This is a genomic window from Marinobacterium sp. NO-S09 (assembly GCF_059179545.1).
In genome coordinates this window covers 1,600,259-1,618,763 of record NZ_CP168954.1, presented here as the reverse complement: position 1 = coordinate 1,618,763, position 18,505 = coordinate 1,600,259, and the positions used below count along the sequence as shown (strand labels likewise).

At 48.8% G+C, this 18,505-nt stretch carries 17 protein-coding genes; all 17 read right to left on the bottom strand.

Annotated elements, in window-relative coordinates; translation table 11 throughout:
* Positions 1–6 precede the first annotated feature (6 nt).
* Positions 7–810 (bottom strand): SPOR domain-containing protein, encoded by an 804-nt coding sequence (locus tag O3C79_RS07610; protein ID WP_494385442.1) that lies wholly within the window; start codon positions 808–810, stop codon positions 7–9.
* Positions 785–2,737 (bottom strand): polysaccharide biosynthesis protein, encoded by a 1,953-nt coding sequence (locus O3C79_RS07605; protein WP_494385441.1) that lies wholly within the window; start codon positions 2,735–2,737, stop codon positions 785–787. The genes O3C79_RS07610 and O3C79_RS07605 overlap by 26 nt, the downstream gene beginning before the upstream one ends.
* A gap of 78 nt (positions 2,738–2,815) precedes the next feature.
* Positions 2,816–3,376: a sugar transferase gene (locus O3C79_RS07600; RefSeq protein ID WP_494385440.1), complete on the bottom strand. Its 561-nt coding sequence runs from the start codon at positions 3,374–3,376 to the stop codon at positions 2,816–2,818.
* Positions 3,377–3,421: 45 nt separating this feature from the next.
* A complete protein-coding gene (locus tag O3C79_RS07595) occupies positions 3,422–4,354 on the bottom strand; it encodes a UDP-glucose 4-epimerase family protein (RefSeq protein ID WP_494385439.1) in 933 nt (310 codons plus the stop codon).
* A 146-nt stretch (positions 4,355–4,500) separates the two neighbouring features.
* Positions 4,501–5,709 carry a DegT/DnrJ/EryC1/StrS family aminotransferase gene (locus O3C79_RS07590; protein WP_494385438.1) on the bottom strand — a complete coding sequence of 403 codons (1,209 nt, stop codon included), beginning with the start codon at positions 5,707–5,709 and terminating at the stop codon, positions 4,501–4,503.
* Between the two features lie 25 nt (positions 5,710–5,734).
* On the bottom strand, positions 5,735–6,301 hold the full coding sequence (locus tag O3C79_RS07585; RefSeq protein ID WP_494385437.1) for a hypothetical protein: 567 nt from the start codon (positions 6,299–6,301) through the stop codon (positions 5,735–5,737).
* Positions 6,291–7,640, bottom strand: coding sequence for an AAA family ATPase (locus O3C79_RS07580; protein ID WP_494385436.1), 1,350 nt, complete (start codon positions 7,638–7,640; stop codon positions 6,291–6,293). The genes O3C79_RS07585 and O3C79_RS07580 overlap by 11 nt, the downstream gene beginning before the upstream one ends.
* A gap of 62 nt (positions 7,641–7,702) precedes the next feature.
* The gene (locus O3C79_RS07575; RefSeq protein ID WP_494385435.1) at positions 7,703–8,329 is read right to left on the bottom strand and encodes an acetyltransferase; all 627 of its coding nucleotides are present in this window, start codon (positions 8,327–8,329) and stop codon (positions 7,703–7,705) included.
* Positions 8,326–8,922, bottom strand: a complete 597-nt coding sequence (locus O3C79_RS07570) for a sugar transferase (protein WP_494385434.1) — start codon at positions 8,920–8,922, stop codon at positions 8,326–8,328. Before O3C79_RS07570 ends, O3C79_RS07575 begins: the two co-directional genes overlap by 4 nt.
* Entirely contained in the window at positions 8,915–10,171 is a 1,257-nt protein-coding gene (locus O3C79_RS07565) for a glycosyltransferase family 4 protein (RefSeq protein WP_494385433.1), read from the bottom strand. Before O3C79_RS07565 ends, O3C79_RS07570 begins: the two co-directional genes overlap by 8 nt.
* The gene (gene wecB, locus O3C79_RS07560; RefSeq protein ID WP_494385432.1) at positions 10,168–11,241 is read right to left on the bottom strand and encodes a non-hydrolyzing UDP-N-acetylglucosamine 2-epimerase; all 1,074 of its coding nucleotides are present in this window, start codon (positions 11,239–11,241) and stop codon (positions 10,168–10,170) included. The genes O3C79_RS07565 and wecB overlap by 4 nt, the downstream gene beginning before the upstream one ends.
* A gap of 6 nt (positions 11,242–11,247) precedes the next feature.
* Positions 11,248–12,354, bottom strand: coding sequence for a glycosyltransferase family 4 protein (locus O3C79_RS07555; protein WP_494385431.1), 1,107 nt, complete (start codon positions 12,352–12,354; stop codon positions 11,248–11,250).
* Between the two features lie 28 nt (positions 12,355–12,382).
* On the bottom strand, positions 12,383–13,657 hold the full coding sequence (locus O3C79_RS07550; RefSeq protein ID WP_494385430.1) for a hypothetical protein: 1,275 nt from the start codon (positions 13,655–13,657) through the stop codon (positions 12,383–12,385).
* An 81-nt stretch (positions 13,658–13,738) separates the two neighbouring features.
* On the bottom strand, positions 13,739–15,325 hold the full coding sequence (locus tag O3C79_RS07545; RefSeq protein ID WP_494385429.1) for an asparagine synthase-related protein: 1,587 nt from the start codon (positions 15,323–15,325) through the stop codon (positions 13,739–13,741).
* Positions 15,322–16,707 carry a lipopolysaccharide biosynthesis protein gene (locus O3C79_RS07540; RefSeq protein ID WP_494385428.1) on the bottom strand — a complete coding sequence of 462 codons (1,386 nt, stop codon included), beginning with the start codon at positions 16,705–16,707 and terminating at the stop codon, positions 15,322–15,324. Before O3C79_RS07540 ends, O3C79_RS07545 begins: the two co-directional genes overlap by 4 nt.
* Positions 16,708–16,760: 53 nt before the next feature.
* Positions 16,761–17,837 (bottom strand): DegT/DnrJ/EryC1/StrS family aminotransferase, encoded by a 1,077-nt coding sequence (locus O3C79_RS07535; RefSeq protein ID WP_494385427.1) that lies wholly within the window; start codon positions 17,835–17,837, stop codon positions 16,761–16,763.
* A 47-nt stretch (positions 17,838–17,884) separates the two neighbouring features.
* Entirely contained in the window at positions 17,885–18,460 is a 576-nt protein-coding gene (gene wbpD, locus O3C79_RS07530; protein ID WP_494385426.1) for a UDP-2-acetamido-3-amino-2,3-dideoxy-D-glucuronate N-acetyltransferase, read from the bottom strand.
* Between the last annotated feature and the right edge of the window lie 45 nt (positions 18,461–18,505).

Here is an 18,505-nt window from a genome sequence, read left to right as displayed (position 1 = left end):
CAATTCTTAATCTATATGCACAACAAAACAGCTTTGCCCCTGATTCTTTAAGGCAGTGCAAAGCTGATCAGCGGGTAAGCGTTGTGTGAAAGAACCGGTTTGAACCTTGAAACTGGTACGGCCGTCGTCCAAAACGGCTTCTATAACGCGCAGACCTGCATCTTTGAGCAAAGTAATAGACTCAAGCTCAGAGCGTTTGGTACTAGCAGCTGCAAGCTGTGAAAAGGCGCCTAGCTGCACCACATAACCCGCTTCAGAGCTGACCGAATTACGAATAGCAACAATAGCCGCTGCAGCATCAGGGTGACCGTTCTCTTCTGCCTTACCCAGCCAAACAAGGGCCTCTTTGGCATCTGCAGCAACACCGTTTACGCCGTTAAAGAGCAGCATCGCAGCCTGATAAGCAGCCTCAGGGTCCCCCTGTTCTGCCGCTTGCTGCCACCAATTGAGTGCTTCTTTTGCCTGCGAGTGAGACTCATCCGAGAAAAAGAGAAGCATTCCCAGATTCAACTGAGCTGAACGATGCCCCAACTCAGCCGCCTGCCGGTAAAATAACTCAGCTTGCTGTAAATCCGCCTCAACGCCTACGCCTTTACGGTACAGCTGTCCAAGATTAAACAAGGCTTGAGCATTTCCCTGCTCTGCCTGCTGCACCCAAGCTTCAATCTGCAAACGCAGCTTTTTACTCAACGCCTCATCGTCAGCGAAAGCCACAGGTGACAGTAGTAGCAGAGACAACAGCATACTACCCAGGCCTGCAGCCTGACGTTTACCGAAGGAGCATTTAGATTGCTTTTTCAACTCCGGCACCCAAGTTAGCTTCCTTACACAACAGGTCCACCACATCGGAGTCAGGTCGATACCCATTAACGACATCCAGCAGCAACTCGCGCATGGCAGCATGATCCCAATGCCGAGTCAGTTCATCCAGGCGGAACAGAACGCCTTCCAACTGTTCCCAAGGCAGCATGGATTCGGTGGCTCGCATGATCATTGGATGCTCTGTTCCCTTCACATCACCACCAATCAACAACTCTTCGTACAGCTTTTCACCCGGGCGCAGGCCAGTAAAGGCGATCTCGATGTCTCCTTCCGGGTTATTCTCATCTCGTACCTGCAGCCCCGCCAACTTCACCATCTCACGGGCCAAATCAACAATCTTGACCGGTTTACCCATATCCAGAACGAAGACATCGCCACTCGCCCCCATAGAGCCGGCCTGAATAACCAGCGCAGCCGCTTCCGGTATCGTCATGAAATAGCGGGTAATATCGGGGTGCGTCACCGTCAGCGGCCCCCCATCATCGATTTGACGCCGGAACAACGGAATCACAGAACCCGAGGACCCCAACACATTGCCAAAACGTACCATAGCAAATCGAATGGACGCTGCGTTTGCAGCCTCGCGGGCACTCAAGGCCTGCAGCACCATTTCGGACAAGCGCTTGCTCGCCCCCATTACATTGGTAGGCCGCACGGCCTTGTCTGTAGAGACAAGCACAAAGTTGACAACACCTGCCTGAATAGCCGCCTCAGCCGTGTTCAATGTACCCAGCACATTGTTTCGCAGGCCTGCCGCCATGTTGTATTCAACAAGCGGCACATGCTTGTATGCGGCGGCATGATAAAGGGTTTGCACCCCGTAATGACTCATCACCTGATACAGGTGTGCCTGGTCCTGAACAGTACCCAATACAGGTATGATGTCGACCAACAAATCCCGCTCAGCAACCTGCTCACTCAGTTCTTTTTCAAGGGAATAAAGCGCAAACTCTGATAACTCAAAGAGCACCAGGCATTTGGGTTGCTGCAGCAAAATCTGTCGGCACAGCTCCGAGCCGATAGACCCACCAGCACCAGTAACCATTACCACCTGGTTACGAATACAGGCATCCAGTAATGCCTTATTGGGCTCTACTGCATCCCTCCCCAACAAATCCACAACGTCAACCTGGCGTATATCACTCAAATTAATTTCGCCGCTGGCCACTTGGGTAATACCCGGCACAACCTTGACGGTGACAGGGTAGCTATCAAGGCGCTCAACCAGCTTGCGCTGCTCGCTTCTGCTGAGACTGGAAATAGACAACAGAATTGAGTTAACACCATATTGCTCGATCAACTCCGGTATGTAGTCAGGGGCATATACCCGCAGGCCTGAAATTTCGGTACCTTGTTTTTCAGGGTTGTCATCCAGAAATCCTACGGCTTTCATCTCCGCGGCATTCTCCAGCGCTGTTGCCAGCTGGGTACCTGCACTACCGGCACCATACAGCAGTACGGTCTCACCGCTGTGGTAACGAAAGCGCCCTCCGGGCAATACATAGCGAATGAGCCAGCGAGCATAAAGACGGCTACCTGCAACTAGTGTAACGGCTGTAAACCAGTAGATGAAAAGCACAGACCGTGGCACCGGCATATCAAGCAACATCACCACAGCTGTCCAGATCAGTACAGATAAGGTTACAGCCTTTACTGACACCCAAAGAGTTGTATGGCTCATATACCGCACCACTGCACGGTAAAGGCCAAGCCTTGCCATAACCGGAATGGATATCACCGCTACAAGCAAGCAGGGAAGCCAGTACTGCTGAATAGGTTCCCAGACAACACCCAAACGCAATGACAGTGACATCCAGCAAGCCATGAACAACATGACCAAGTCAGACGCAATTAGCACTGCCTGCTTTCGCCTGCGTGATATCTTGAGGAAATCTTTAACTACTTGTGAAAACATCCTTATCGCCTATGACACCCTTCAAAAATCACTAGTTGAAGTACAAAAGCCACTTTCAATGTAAAACCAAACCTTGGACTAGGTCTTGATACCCGGCACCATTCCGTGGGCTTTTTTACCCAGCGCAGTCATAACAATGTAGATGAAGTAACCTTTTAGTGTCAGGGTTTCCAGCATCAGCTTATCAGTTTCTGCCAGAAGCTCAGGCGTTGACATATCGATTTGTCGAAGCTGTGATAATCCAGTGATACCAGGGCGATGATTCAACACCCCCAACCGCTCACGTTCCGAAATCAGCTCCGTCTGGTTAAACAGGCTAGGTCTTGGGCCAACGAGGCTCATATCGCCCAACAGCACATTCCATAGCTGCGGCAGCTCGTCCAGCTTGGTTCGTCGTAGAATGCGGCCAAAACCAGTAATCGCATCTTCATTTACCAAGTGCGTCGCCATCGCTGCGGTATTCTTTTTCATCGTCCGGAATTTAAACAGGGTAAAAGGCTTTTGCCTACGCCCTACCCGCTCCTGCCAATAGATGGGAGACCCAGTATCAATCAAGCCGATAATTGTCAGTAACAAAAACACCGGAAAACCCAGAGTCAGGCCCAGGAATGAAAATACAATATCAAAAAAACGTATCAATTATTCTGCCTCTTGGAAACGCGCTTTACAGTGCCATCAATTAAATTAAAAACAATTCTGGAGCCCTTTTTTAAAGCCCACTGGAGGGGTCCAGTCAAGATAATCACGCACCTTCGATGAATCCACCTGCAAGGAGCCTGTTAGCTGTTTCATCATTTTTTGTTTGCCAAGCAAAGAACACATCAACTCCATCGCGCCAACCGGCACAGGTATCAACCGGGGCGGCCGGCCCATCGCATGAGCAACTTCTCGGAGCAGTTCACTTGTCGAAACATCTTCACCATCTGCCACCAAAAACAGCTGGTTTGCAGCAGCGGGGTGGTCAATACATATAAGAACCAAATCGGCCAAATTTTCCAGCGCCAATAAAGAACGCTTATTACGTATTGAACCCAATGGCAAAGGTACACCTTTAGAAACCCAGCGTACCATTCGTCCAAAATTGCCCGGAGCTCCAGGCCCATAGACCAGTGGAGGCCGCAAGATAACCACCTCCATATCTGTTTTTTGCTGTATTGCCCAAAGCCCTTGCTCAGCTTCCCACTTGGACTGGGCGTAGTCATTTTCGGGCAATGGCTCATCCGCTTCGGTGAATGGACTGGAGTTACTTGAGCCATTAACACCAATGGTGCTGATAAAAATAAAGCGCGTTACACCGGACGACGCTGCCTGCTCTGCCAAATTAAGCGTTGCATCTCGGTTGACTCGGTAAAAGCACTCACCGGCCCCTGGTTCGTCACGTACATGAGCGCGTGCCGCTGCATGCACCACTACATTAATGTTTGTGAGTGCACGGCCCCAATCCGTAGAAGACGATATATCCCCCACCACAAACTCCGAGCAGTGTACCCGTTGCGTTGACCTAACCGCCACAGAAACAGAGTGTTCATGTCTAGAACTATTTTGCTCTGATAGCAACAGATCAAGAACAGCACGGCCAATGAAGCCTGTAGAGCCCGTTAGCAGGATATTAGACATGGGTGGAGTACTCTCACACCTTTAGGCACATAGCGTGCAAGGTGATTTAGGGTTTAACGAAGGCGAGGAGTCTAACGAAAAAGATCCTTTAAGTCTTGAGCCATACAACCTGACAAACTGAATCTACATGGAACGCCGTTCAGCGATTAGTCTGCGGAACCGTGATGTCGCATCATGACCTCTGTTAACACCGCACAGGTTTTATCAACCTCAGCTTGAGTCAGCGTTGGGTGTACAAGGAACATCAAGCTGGTTTCACCCAACTCATGAGCAACTGGCAAGGGTTGCTCAGGCCGCCAACCAGTGTCGTCAAAGGCTTTTTCCAGATACACCTCAGAACAGGAGCCCGAGAAACAAGGTACACCTTGCTCATTAATCGCCTGCATAATCGCATCACGAGTCAGCGTATGGGCATCACCTGTGGGAACGCACTCCGTGCGCGAACCCTGGTCCACAAACACATAACACTTATACGCTCCATGCTCGATGTCATCGGGGACTTCAGGTACTCTCAGACCAGGCAGTGTCGCTGCTGCAGCCCAAATTTGTCGCGCGTAATTCAGCCGTGTTTCATGCCACTCAGGCATACGTGCAAGCTGAATACGTCCAATGACTGCCTGCATTTCGGTCATACGCCAGTTAGTGCCAAAAGACTCGTGTAGCCAACGAAAGCCGCCCGGGTGCTCACGTTCATAGACCGCTTCCCAACACTTACCGTGATCTTTAAATGACCACATCTTTGACCAAAGGGCTTTATCATTGGTCGTGGCCATTCCGCCTTCACCACCGGTAGTCATGATCTTATCCTGGCAGAATGACCAGCAACCAATATGGCCAATTGAGCCGACGGGCTGGCCTTTGTACAAGGCACCGTGCGCCTGTGCGCAGTCTTCAACTACATACAGTTCATGCTGCTCAGCCAATGTCGTGATCCTGTCCATGTCACAGGGCCAGCCCGCCAGATGCACACAAACAATGGCACGCGTGCGAGGCGTGATAACGGCCGAAACGGTTTCAGCTGTGATGTTTTGGCTGTTTGGGTCTACATCGGCAAACACCGGTACAGCACCAGCATTGACAATACTGGAGACAGAGGCGAGGAAGGTGCGCGAAGTAACGATCACCTCATCGCCATCTCTAATACCCAGCGCTTTCAGCGCCAGATCAAGAGCGACGGTACCATTGGCCAGCGCGATGGCGTGCTCAGTGCCCACATACTCGGCAAACTCGCGTTCAAACTGACGCCCTTCCTGTCCGGTCCAGTAGTTAACCTTATTTGACAACAGAACATCACGTACGGCATTGGCCTCTTCTTCGGTAAAAGAAGGCCAAGGGGAGAAAGGTCCGTTTAGCATGGAATACTCAAACTTTCAGAAAGGATTAAAGCGACAATACGGCCTTACCATCAGCATCCAACTGGATTTTCTGATGAATAAATAGATGATCAAGCAATTTCACCGAGTCATGCTGCCAGTCTTGCGCCACGGCTGGTTGCCGGCTACCGACCGGCATTTTCATAAGTACAGGGTTGGGTGAGTTTTCAGCACTCAGCCTGTCGTTCCGAAATGCTGTATATAAACGCACTTCACGGATGTCATTGACATTCAACAGGCCGCAGACGGCAAAAGCATTGAGTAGCGCACCTTCAAATTGCTTCTTCACATGATCCCAGCTACCTTCCTTGACTGTGCGCTTACATTCGATCAGATGCAAAGTGGCAGCTGTATCGGTCAAAAATTCACAGACAGTCCCGTCAGCCACCTTTTTCTGCTTCAGATAGCCAAGTGCATTTCTTTCGGTGGTCTTAACCAAAAGTAATAAATTGGCGGCAGAAATGCACACCTCGGCTTCACCCTCAGCGCTTGGCTCAACAAGGGTTACAGTCTGCCCGTACTGGATATGATTGGTGTCCAGCCACTCCAGGCGTGTCTGCAGATCAAATTCCATTTTCATCCTGCATAAAAGCCAATGTTTCCTGGTTCAGATCGATCAGCGCACGGTTAAACGTCGGTACCGCAAAGCCATCTTCAGTCTGCTCCAGGGGTTTTACTTCCGTTTTACCCTGTAGATTGGTCACAAATTCATAAGCTTTCACTTCACCCGGCTGCAAGAGATCATCTTTGCTGTAGCCATAGTGTTGCATTAAAGCCTGTTGATCAGGATGAGCCGCCAATTTAATGAGGTTATTGATCTGCTGAAACACCGTTTCGCTGTGAGTCGTACACCACACAGGGACACCTCGCGACACAACCCGTGACAAGGCACACGCAAGGCGTTTCTGCATGGCCGGATGCAAGTGCGCCTCCGGCTCTTCGATGATCATGGAGCGATACCGGATAGTCGAGCGCAGGAAAATGATGATCGGTGACAACTCTCCCACCAGTGAAGACGCCACGTGGTAAGGCAGACCTTCCTGACTGCCTTTCGCCTTATACAAGTAGTAATTGATAGGGCCTTCCTGGCTCACCACATGACCATTCAGAACATTCTCTTCCAGGTCATCAGCGATATCGGCCAGCTTGGCACTTTTACTACGACGGTTTTCGGTCAACCCCTGTAAAAAGCGGACGACCGGCAGGGTGAAGGTACTGTTGACCTTTCGTCCTCCCCAAGCCTCCATCAGCTCTGCGGTTAACGAGGGGTAAGTCAACATAAACCCCGAGCGTGCAGCCGGTAAATACAGGGTTTCTCCCTCAACACGACGCCCGGCAGACACGCCCCCCATAGGGAAAAGCGGCGCACTCAGGTCGTCCATCAGAAGCTTCCAGCAAAGATACTGCACCATCCGATATTTTTCGGCTTCACTGAGTGTTTCACCGGGAACATAAGGAAAACGTACATAGTCCTTGCCGGCCGAGAAACGACTGGAAGTCTCTGTTCGTTTCGGTTCCCAACGGATCTGAAGTGGCTTTTGACGCCGGTAATCCGTGATGGAAAGATGATCAATCGACAGTGTATCGAGTGAGAAAATCTCCCGCACCAGCTCCGCCTTACGGTGTTTCAAAAGCAGGTTGAACCAATTAATCAACGCCTGTTGAAAATCAGCATCGACAGTACCATCTTCACCGGGGTGCAACTCCGTCACACAGGCTTTATATGTTTCATTATTGGGCGGATCTTTGGGAAACAGTCCTCGCCCCAGTGCCAATACTCCCCACAGCAAAGAAACAAGGTAGCTTTTACCACTATTGTTTTCCCCCACGAACAGCACCATCGGTGCCACTTCCACCTTGGCAGACTGAATTTTGCCAAACCCTTTGATGTTCAGTGACCAACGCTGTTTCATGGCGATGCCTGGTAGTTCCTATGTTTGATGCATGTTAACAGTTGCGCACGGTACAACATAATTCAGCTGGTCTGAAGTGGCTTGGCCGGCACGCCCACAGCCGTAATACCATCAGGTAGATCAGCTACCACAGCAGCACCAGCCCCAACAGTGACGCTCTGACCGACCCTGGCTAACTGTTTGACAGAAGCACCAATCCCGACCCAACTTTGCGTACCAACGTGAACACCGCCAGCCAGCCGCGCACCGGGGCTGATATGAACACAGTTACCGATGACACAATCGTGATCAACACTACAGCCGGTATTAAGGATAGCGCCATCGCCAATGCGGGATGCGACATTCACGACCACACCCGGCATAACAACCGAGCCCAAGCCCAACTCTACATAACGACTGATAACAGCAGAAGGATGGACAAGTGTAATCACAGGGGCAGACAAGTCCGACAACCAGCGCAGCTTTTCAGCACGTATGGCATTGTTACCGATTGCGACGATCACACCGGAAAAAAGATGCAGACGCTCGGCTAGTGCTTCCCCATTTCCCTCTACCGCCCAATGCCCGTTATTTGAGACAGCAGGCCAGGCATCATCGAAGAAAACAACCTCATCCCAACCGCAGCATTCGGCAATATCAGCAACGACCTTACCATGGCCACTGGCACCCAGAACCGCCAAGCGCTTCACTTTTCAGTACCCGTAAACTTAGACATCGTTGCCTCACCCTCAGCCGCAATTCCATCCCTGACCAATACTTTCTTGATCGTCAGGTAAATGATCTTCAGATCCATCCAAAATGAGCGGTTATTCACATACCAGACATCCAGTTTGAACTTGTCTTCCCAACTGATTGCATTGCGGCCATTCACCTGCGCCCAACCGGTTACGCCAGGGCGCACCTCATGGCGGCGATACTGTTCCTTGGAATACAGCGGCAAGTACTCCATCAACAGAGGGCGTGGCCCCACCAGGCTCATATCCCCCTTGAGTACATTCCACAGCTCAGGCAACTCATCCAGGCTGGTTGAACGTAAAAAAGAACCGAAGGGGGTCATGCGCTCGGAGTCCGGCAGCGGGTTACCGTCTTTATCGATAGCATCACGCATGGTTCTGAACTTGATCATCTCGAATGGCTTGCCATCCTTGCCTGGGCGGACTTGCCGAAAAAGGACTGGTGATCCCAGTTTGCGTCGGATTTGTATGGCTACTACAGCGATAATCGGGGCAAGCAACAGCAGGCCAAAGGCAGAGGCGATGATATCGAAAAGGCGTTTAAACATAATTGCCCGGTGCAATCTTTTGCACGTAATGAGGATTACCATCAACCGCTGACTGCAACACTTCCATCAACTGAGCAGCCAGCAGGTCACGATCAAAGCACTCTTCAGCCAACTTGCGCGCCGCTTGCCCCGCTTTATCCAACCAAGCCTGATCGTACATTCTAGAATCAAGGATTTCTGCCACTTCGCTTACAGACTTTTGCCACATGGGCAAACCACACTCATGTATAGTCACCAGGTCATGCATCCAGCCACCATGATTTAATAAAATAGGCTTGCCTGCGGCCAATGTATCGAAAAATTTATTGGCAGAGTTTGCCCTTGCTTGGGGCAAGTCCGTCACAAGGTTTGATGCCACAGTTGCAGCACTGAGCAATGCAGGGATCTCCTTCTTGGGCAACGGATCTTCAATGAACAAATTGTTATTGTACACACCCGCCTTCTCAGCAGCGTGTTTCACGCTGTCACGCTCGGCACCACCACCCACAAGCAGAATACGCACATCAGAACCACGTGCCTGTAACTCGCTAGCCAGTTCGACCATGTAACCAACGCCGTTTACCTTACCGAACGTACCGGTATATACCAGCAGGGGTTTATCTCCCAGCCACTGCCTTTCAGTACGGAACTGCCTCGCAGCATCAGCATCGTAGGCAAATTCACGGTTGTCACTACTGTTGGGTATCACCGCAACATTGTCGGCAGAATAGCCGGTTGCCACAATGCCAGCCTTCATGCCTGGGGACAAAGCCACTATCGCCGCAGCATTTTTGTACGCCCAGTGCTCTAGCTTATATGCCGTAAAGCGCAAAACAGGATTCTTAAGTGCCCCCATAGCGATCGGCATCTCCGGCCAGAGGTCACGGACTTCAAATACCATCGGGATCTTTTTCTTCCGGGCAGCAGGTACAGCCGGCAAAGCAATCGTCAAAGGAGTGCTAGTCGCAAATACCACATCCCCTTCAAGCTCTACGGCCTTCTTACGTGCAGCTTTTGCAAAAGACAAAAATGCACCTATGCGCTGCCCATAGCTCATGTGGTTTGAATACGGCACTGGGTACCAATGCGCCTGTATACCTGCTTCATCCGTCTGAAACCAATCACTATGCTGATGATTGGTTTCACGGAAACTTGTGATCATATGTACTTCATGCCCTGCAGCAACCATTCGACGAGCCATTTCGTAGGAGCGGGTGCCGCCAGACATTTCGGGGGTGTTGAAGTATTGGTGGAGGTAGATGATTTTCAAAGTAACACTCCATTCACTAAAGTGTTCACTATCCTTTCAGCCGCTCTGCCCCCACCATATAGATGCTGGGTATCCCGCACTTTACGGCCTAGATTACGAGTCGCAGCATCAATGAGTTTACCTTTATCTGCACCGACAAGCTCATTCGCGCCTACCTTGATCAGCTCTACCCACTCGGTCTGATCGCGCATAGTGACGCACGCTTTGCCGAAGAAGAAAGCTTCTTTCTGCACACCGCCGCTGTCAGTCAGTACCAACTCGCAGTGATCCAGCAGCCACACCATCTCAAAATAGCCCACAGGGTTGATCAGCTGGACACTGAGTTCTAGGCCGTACTGGCCGACCAGCTTGCGGGTGCGCGGGTGAAGCGGCAGAACAACAGGTGCAAGGGTCGAGTTGATTTCGTTAAGTGCCGCCACTATCTCCGCAAGCCGTTCGGGGTTGTCGGTATTTTCGGCGCGATGCAAGGTAGCCAGGATGAAACCTTTAGGCAAGTCGCGTGCCGGGGCAATCGCTTGTCCGGCGAACAACAGTGCCGAGTCCTGCATCACATCGCCCGGCTGCAGCACCTGAATGGGCTTGTTGGCAAAACCTTCGTTATTGAGGTTCTGCACGGCAGTATCCGTCGGGCAAAACAGCAGGTCGCTGATCTGATCGGTAAGGATACGGTTAATCTCTTCCGGCATCTGCATGTTAAAGCTGCGCAGACCCGCCTCCACGTGGGCAACGGGGATATGCAGCTTGGCCGCCGCCAGTGCACCAGCCAGGGTGGAGTTGGTATCCCCATAAACCAATACACGATCAGGCTTGTACTCAAGTAACGCCTGCTCGATTTCAGTCAACATACGCCCGGTCATTTCACCATGGCCCCCGCCGTGAATATCCAGTTGAATATTAGGGCGAGGAATGTTGAGCTGGTTAAAGAAGATATTCGACATATTGGCATCAAAATGCTGGCCGGTGTGCAGTATGACCTCTTCAATGCCGTCAGTTTTCTGAATAGCGCGGGAGACTACACTCGCTTTGATGAATTGCGGGCGTGCACCGATGATGGTGAGGATTCTTTGCATGGTAAATCAGCCGATAAGTGAATTATAAAGTTTTAGTAACTTTTGCTCTTCAATACCCCAGTTGTACTTTTCCTGTACAGCAATTTGGCCATTACGCCCCATCTGTTCTGCCTCTAAGGGATGGTTAACCAGATAATCAATTGCCTCAGCAATGGCATTAGGATCAAGGGGGTCAACACACAGGCCGCACTGATTACCTTCGATGATGTTCTTCCAGAGGGGGAAGTGAGAGCCGATCACTGGTACGCCCGCACTCATGTATTCAAACATTTTGTTGGGCTGCGCATCGATGTGGTTGGGCGAAGGCAAAAAAGTAACCAACCCACCTACGCAGCACGATAGTATGTCACGAACATCTTCGCGCCCAACAAAACCTAATGCCTCTACACGTTGCCAACCTTTGTCAGCATGAGCAGCCCCTTCTACAGCAGGCTCGTTGAACTTACCGGCCAGCTGTAGACGGACATCAGACTGGACCAGCCCCATCGCTTTTACCACTTGGGAAATGCCGCGAATTTGCCCAATTCCCCCAACATACCCCACATGCGATTTCTTCTGCGACCAATCCACCTCACCTCTGGAAAGCTCACCCAAGAGTGGGTAGTTGTTAATATCAGCGGAGCGCACCCCCATCGCTTTGAATTTGTCACGAATATAGGGTGTGGCCGCAATAACCGCATCCAGCTTACGACAAGCAAAGCGCTCATACACTGCAAAAGTGTTCGACAGAAACCATTTAGCGGGCCTATTCAAATACGGCTTACCCAACAACTGCTTGGGCACATCCTCATGGGCATCAAAAACCACCACCTTGCCGCGCTTTTTGAGTTTGACACCAATGGGAATCAACTCAGGGTCATGCAGATGGTAGATATCTGCATCAAATTCCAGCGCTTTCGCCAACACCCGACCAGGAGCATTGCGAATACGGTCCATGCGGCCTTGTGATGCGCCCACATCGTAGATGGCGACATTGTTCTTGGCTTCATCGCCCTTGCCATCAGCAACGACCAGCGAAACGGTGTAGCCGTTGCTGGCAAGAGATGTACATTCTTTGAGGAAAATTCGGGTGTCAAAGCGCGGGTGGACGGAAGTGAGGTGGATGACCTTCATTAAAGAGACCTACTTAAATATATAAAATTCAACTTGACGCTTTTCCAATTGAGTACCTAGCCAAAAAAGCAAGCAATATTGCTATAGCAATACCGTGTGTTAATAATGCCGTAGGTAAATCCGCACTTAAAATCATAGCTCTTGACGGGATTAATATGGACGACAAAACAAGCAAAACCTGCAAGTAATTATTAGCCAAACTATCTATCAATCTAAACAGCAAGCCTGCAAGGACGCCATATATCAAAATACCAAACACACCCGCATGCATATAACCCGTTGAAACAAATGAGTTGTTAACATGAGATTCTTTATCCTGTATAAATCCCATTAACTTCGCAGGCCCTATGTGATAAGGATATTCAACGACACCTGAAAGAAAAGAGTTTGACCAAAAAACTTTTTGATTTTCACTAAAGAAGTCAAAATACAAAAATGTATTTTGCGCGACAACAAAAAAAACACGCCTTATAAAAAGACTAGCATATAGCAACTCATCGAAAACAAGGTATGATAAAAATGAAAGTAACAAAATAATTGCGGATATGAATATCAAAGGGGATAAGGACTTGGATTTTTGAAACCAGAACCAAAGCCCTATTATTAGAAACGGATAAAAAAGAACCGATTTATGAGAACTAAAACCGAACCATAAAACATGAACAGATAATATAAAAAAAGCCAAGCCAAATCTTCTATAACAAATTGCATATCCCATTAGAACGGGACCTATTACTTTAGTTGTCCAAGTTATAATATAAGCCATCAACCCCACATACGAAGCATTTGAGACCGCACCTCTATAATCGTAAACATGATTGAAGTTTAGGTTAAAGTATCTAAAACCCGAAGAATAAAAAAACCAAATCGTTGTAATCAACGTCAAAACAAAACAAACTAAAATTGAAGTTCTAATTCCATATTTCACTTCCGGAAGTTTGAAGCTTTGACCTTTTGAAAAAAGGTAAACAAGACTAACGCAAATCAATGACAAATAAAGGTGGAATCTTGACTGGTTGCTTAAAGCATAATAACTTAAAATTGGAATTATAAAGGCATACAGCATAGTTATAATCAAATAATCTGATGGCCTATTCAAAAACCTGGGTGTTATCACGCAAAAAAGCAGCATTAAAACAATGCTTTCAACATACTTTATTAAGCTAACATCCAAATAAAAACCCGAATATCCATAAAGAGGGCTAACAAATGTAACATAAGAAATATCAAGTACACTCCTAAGAAAAACCACACTAAACCAGAAAAAAAAACTTTTTTCTGTTAAAGCTATTATACCATTCACATCAACACCCGGAAATCAGGAAAAAGAATTATAACTACTTTTGACAATCATAATAAAAAATTAATTAAAACCCTTTTTCAACTACCACTTCGATTTCAAATAAAGGTCTGAATAGATCCCAATCATGTTATAATTCTTATTAAGATAATCATCAAACAAATCATTTGAAACCAAGCCCTCAAAGGCGAGAAAATGATTTTTATTTTTCCTTGCCCTCCATATTTTACTTATCATAACTTGAATGGGCCTCGGTAACTTTTTAGCTAAATAAATTAGAATCCCCATCACTTTTGAATGATCAGCTGCATTACCAAGGTACTCTGCTCCGACCATAGCATCACCAACTACTGTTGAATATTGACTGATTATCCAGCTTTTGAACCAAATTCTTTCCTTGCGCAAGGCTAATGGGATGCTTTGCCAAAATCTAACGAATTCTATATCCCATAGAGGAAGCCACCAATCCAAATCGAATTGCTCATAAACTCGGACTGAGTTCACAATATATTTTGATTGTCGTTCCTGCCAATCCCAAAGCTCGTAAAGATTCGCAAACGCAATGTCACTACCATCAAAGTCCATACCGATACAGGCACGAAGTCGCGCCTTTAAAAGGCCACTATCAGCCAATTTCATCTCATCCCTCGGGGCGTTGGAAAGATGTCTTTTGATCAAAGCACTATAGAGCACATCCTCATCGTGCTGCGTATATTCAAATGTTATTTGGGGTATATGACTACCGGCAACGAAGTCACCGCTATGCCCAGGAACAACTACAGATGACTTAGTTATACGACCATCTGATAAGAGCTCGCGAATTGCTAGCCAGTCTTGCACGTGAGGAAGACTTGTATGATTTGAGGCCGTTGCCCTATATTCTTTGGCCTCTTCTGTACGCCAAGCATTCTTCCAATTAGTTGCAGAATATTCAACAAACGTCCAATCAAAGCCCAGCTCTTTAGCAACTTTTTGACTAAATAAAGCCTCTTTATTACCAGGCACACCGTAGGTGAAGCAAAGAATATTTTCGTAGCCCCGGCGCTTTAGAAGAGTGGCTATTAAACGGGAATCATATCCGCCACTGAGAGGAATCACGATTTGGCGGCCGTTAGCATATTGAATCAGGTTATCAACCGAAGCCAAGGCAACATGGTCGAGCTGCTGTAAAAGCTCTTGTTCATTGAAAGTTTCGGGCTCTTTATGCAGAAAGCGGTAATATCGTTCTGTTTCAGCTGTTGGCGATTCGCTCTGGTTGTTAATCCACAAAAACTCTCCTGCCTGCAGTTGTTTAACATCCGAGTAAAGTGTTTCCTGCCCTGTTACATAACCAGAAAGCTGAAATTCTTCTTTAGCCACCTCATCCATTTCGGTATTACCGACCTTCTCACGCACCCAGTCCGCGTCATCGGAAAGGTAAAAAGCACTATCTTTCAGGGCATAGAACAAGGGGATTGACCGGATGTGATCTACAGCTGCATATAGGGTATCTGAATCCTCCCAGACAAGCGCATAGAAACCATTCTGCAACCGGAGAGCATCACTTACGCTCTGCACACTTGTGGCGTTAAGCAAATCATCACAACCTGTCCAGCAAGTACCTCGCAATTTGAGTCTACCGTCATTTTTTTCTTGCCAGCCGGCGGAAGCCAAGTAAACGTGTGCTCTCATTTAGCGTAAGCCTTTCTAAATAAAAGAATATAGTAAACCATGATCATCAACCCGCTTGTTGATAGGGCGAGATACAGCCAAGCTTTTTTTTCAGGGCTGACTGCGATAACGAGTCCAAGCGGCAATAAAAAGGCAGATGCTTTTAAAAATGCGCTGCAGGTTGGCATGACTACCGCTGACAACTTATTACCCGATGCGCGACAAACCCAAACCAAAAAACCTATCCAGAAAAGCGCACTGACCAAACTAAATAACATGACGGTAGGAAGTAGTGCCCGGAGCCAATACGCACCGATTAGAATAGCCATTAACCTAACCACCAACAATCCTGCTTGAAACGCCATGGCTAACTGCTGACGCTCCATCACCTCAAAAAGCGTCGACAGTGGAGATGTCACAAATACGACATAGAGCCAGGGCGCCATGTAGCGTGCGAATTCACCTGCTTCTCGCCAGCTTTCACCAAATACCAAGGCAAACATTTCCGGAGCTGCCAGCACCAGCAAGAGAGTTACTGGCATAGCGATTGCGCTCAGCATAATATGAACCTTTTCCACCAGCGGCGCTAAGCGCCCTTCTCGGTACGCTTCGGCTGCATTAGAAAAAAAGACTTTACCGATAGCTTCACCGAGCACTGCCATAGGCATAGCCAGTACACGGTGTGCCAAAGCATACAGCCCTGCAGCACTGGCACTAAAGAGTGCGGCGAACATCAAGGGGGGCAGCTGGATGCCTGCTGTGTTAAATATCCCCCCCCAAGTCGAGAAAGCCGGGAAAACCTTGTAACGCTTAGCGGCAGCCCAGACGCCGGGCCATGACCAGTTTTGAACTTCCCCGCGCATGATGGCTGAACGGGCTAATTGAACATTTCCAACACTTTGTCCGCCGGCTTGGCCGAACAACAGCGCTATTGCCCCAAATTTGTAACCAACCAACTGGATCGCCAGGGTTGCCAATGTTTGGCTTATACGGGTCTTGGCTATATCACCAAAATTTTTGGTACGCACCGCCCAGTAGTTAAAGATTTTGTAAATGCCGGATAAAAACACACCGACTGGTAATAACCAGAAATACTTAGCCAGTTCCGGCGCATTCAGAGTATTAGAGACTTCGTCACCAGCGAGAGCCACCATAATCGCTGATACGCTAGTCATCACAAATACCAGCAAAAGACTGAGCACCAAAACGTTCGCTGCTTCGGTGTTCGTTTCCGGTAACGGAATGGCCAATTCATAACGCAAGCTTGAGACGACCACAAAAAAAGCCAAAAGCCCTGCATAAACTGCCAGAAGGCCGAAATCCTCAGGAGAGTACAAGCGCGTTAGCAGGGGTGATGCTAGCAACATCAGCGCCTGTGCAGCTGCCGTGCCACCTACCAACATGCTTACACCACGAGCAAACGCGCTTTTCGGGAGCAGTTTTCTAACTGCCTTCATCACTCTTTTAAGGCCTCTACTACGTGCTTCTGGTCTTGTCCTGTAAGGTACGGGTGCATCGGCAGACTCATCACTCCTTCCGCGACTTCGTCCCCTACTGACAGTTGCACATGTGCATTAGCTACTGCGGGCTGTTTGTTCAACGGTATGGGGTAGTGCACAGCGGTAGGAATACCCGCATCTTTCAATTTTTGCTGCTGCTGTTCACGGTTTTTCAAGCGAATGGTGTATTGCGCCCAGGCGGAAGTATTATGTGCCTCTACATGCGGCGTGAGGATACCCTCTTCCTTCAGCAAGCGCGTGTAGTTGGCAGCGACCAAGTTACGCAGTTCGATCTCTTCCGTGAAGATTTCTAGCTTAGGCAGCAGAATAGCCGCTTGTAGAGTGTCTAGTCGGCTATTTACGCCTACACGTATGTGGTGATAGCGCCGATCCTGCCCGTGGCGTGCAATCTGGCGGATCACTTTGGCCAGTTCTTCATTATTGGTAAAAATCGCACCACCATCACCGTAGCAGCCTAATGGTTTACTTGGGAAGAAACTAGTAGTTGCAATAGTGCTCAGGTTGCAGGATTTCCTACCCTTGTAGCTGGCGCCAAAACTTTGTGCAGCATCTTCAATCACCGGAATACCGCGCTTTTCTGCAATAGCATTAATCGCATCAAAGTCCGCACACTGGCCATAGAGTGAAACCGGAATAATCGCCTTGGTACGCGGTGTGATCGCAGCGTCCAGTTTGGACGGATCAAGATTGTAGGTTTTGGGACAGATATCCACATACACAGGCTTCGCACCAAGCAATGCAACAGTTTCAGCAGTTGCAATATAGGTGAAACCCGGCGCTATGACTTCATCCCCAGGGCCAATGCCCAGCGCCATCTGGGCGATCTGCAGTGCATCGGTCCCGTTAGCACAGGTAACACAGTATTTGGCACCAGTGAACTCAGCCAGTTTTTCTTCCAGTTCTGCCACTTCAGGGCCAAGGATATATTGGCCGTGGGCGAGTACTTTCTGAATACCAGCGTCGATTTTGTCTTTAATACGGGCTTGCTGTGTAGCCAGGTCAATAAATTGCATAGTCAATCAATCGCGCGCAGAGTGCGCTCCCACACCGGTTGTAAGGATTATGGTTTGGTCAGCTGGGTACCTTTGAGTAAGTAAGTTGCCCCTGTGTGTTGGCAAACAGTCACTGCGTCCCCACTGAGTGGCAAATCCAGCTGTTCGCCAAACTCACTCATCCAGCCAATTTGTTTGGCGGGTACACCTACCATCAAGGCATAGGGGGGGACATCCTTGTTGATAACCGCGCCAGCGCCTATAAAGGCATATTCACCAATGCTAACGCCACAGACAACTGTGCAATTGGCGCCAAGTGTCGCGCCCTTTTTTACAAGGGTATCGCGGTACTCACTTTTACGTTCGATCAACGAGCGAGGGTTATATACATTGGTAAACACCATGCTGGGGCCACAGAACACGCCCTCTTCCAGGTGCACATTATCGTATACCGAAACGTTGTTTTGAATTTTGCAGTTGTCGCCAATAGTTACCTTGTTACCGACAAACACATTCTGGCCGAGCGATACACCCTTGCCGATTTTGGCACCGCCGCAGACATGTACGAAGTGCCATACACGACTACCTTCACCAATCTGGGCGCCTTCATCAACAATGGCGGATTCATGAGCCTGATAAGACACGACATTTCCCTTTATTTCACAGAGAAAAGCCCGCAACGCGGGCTT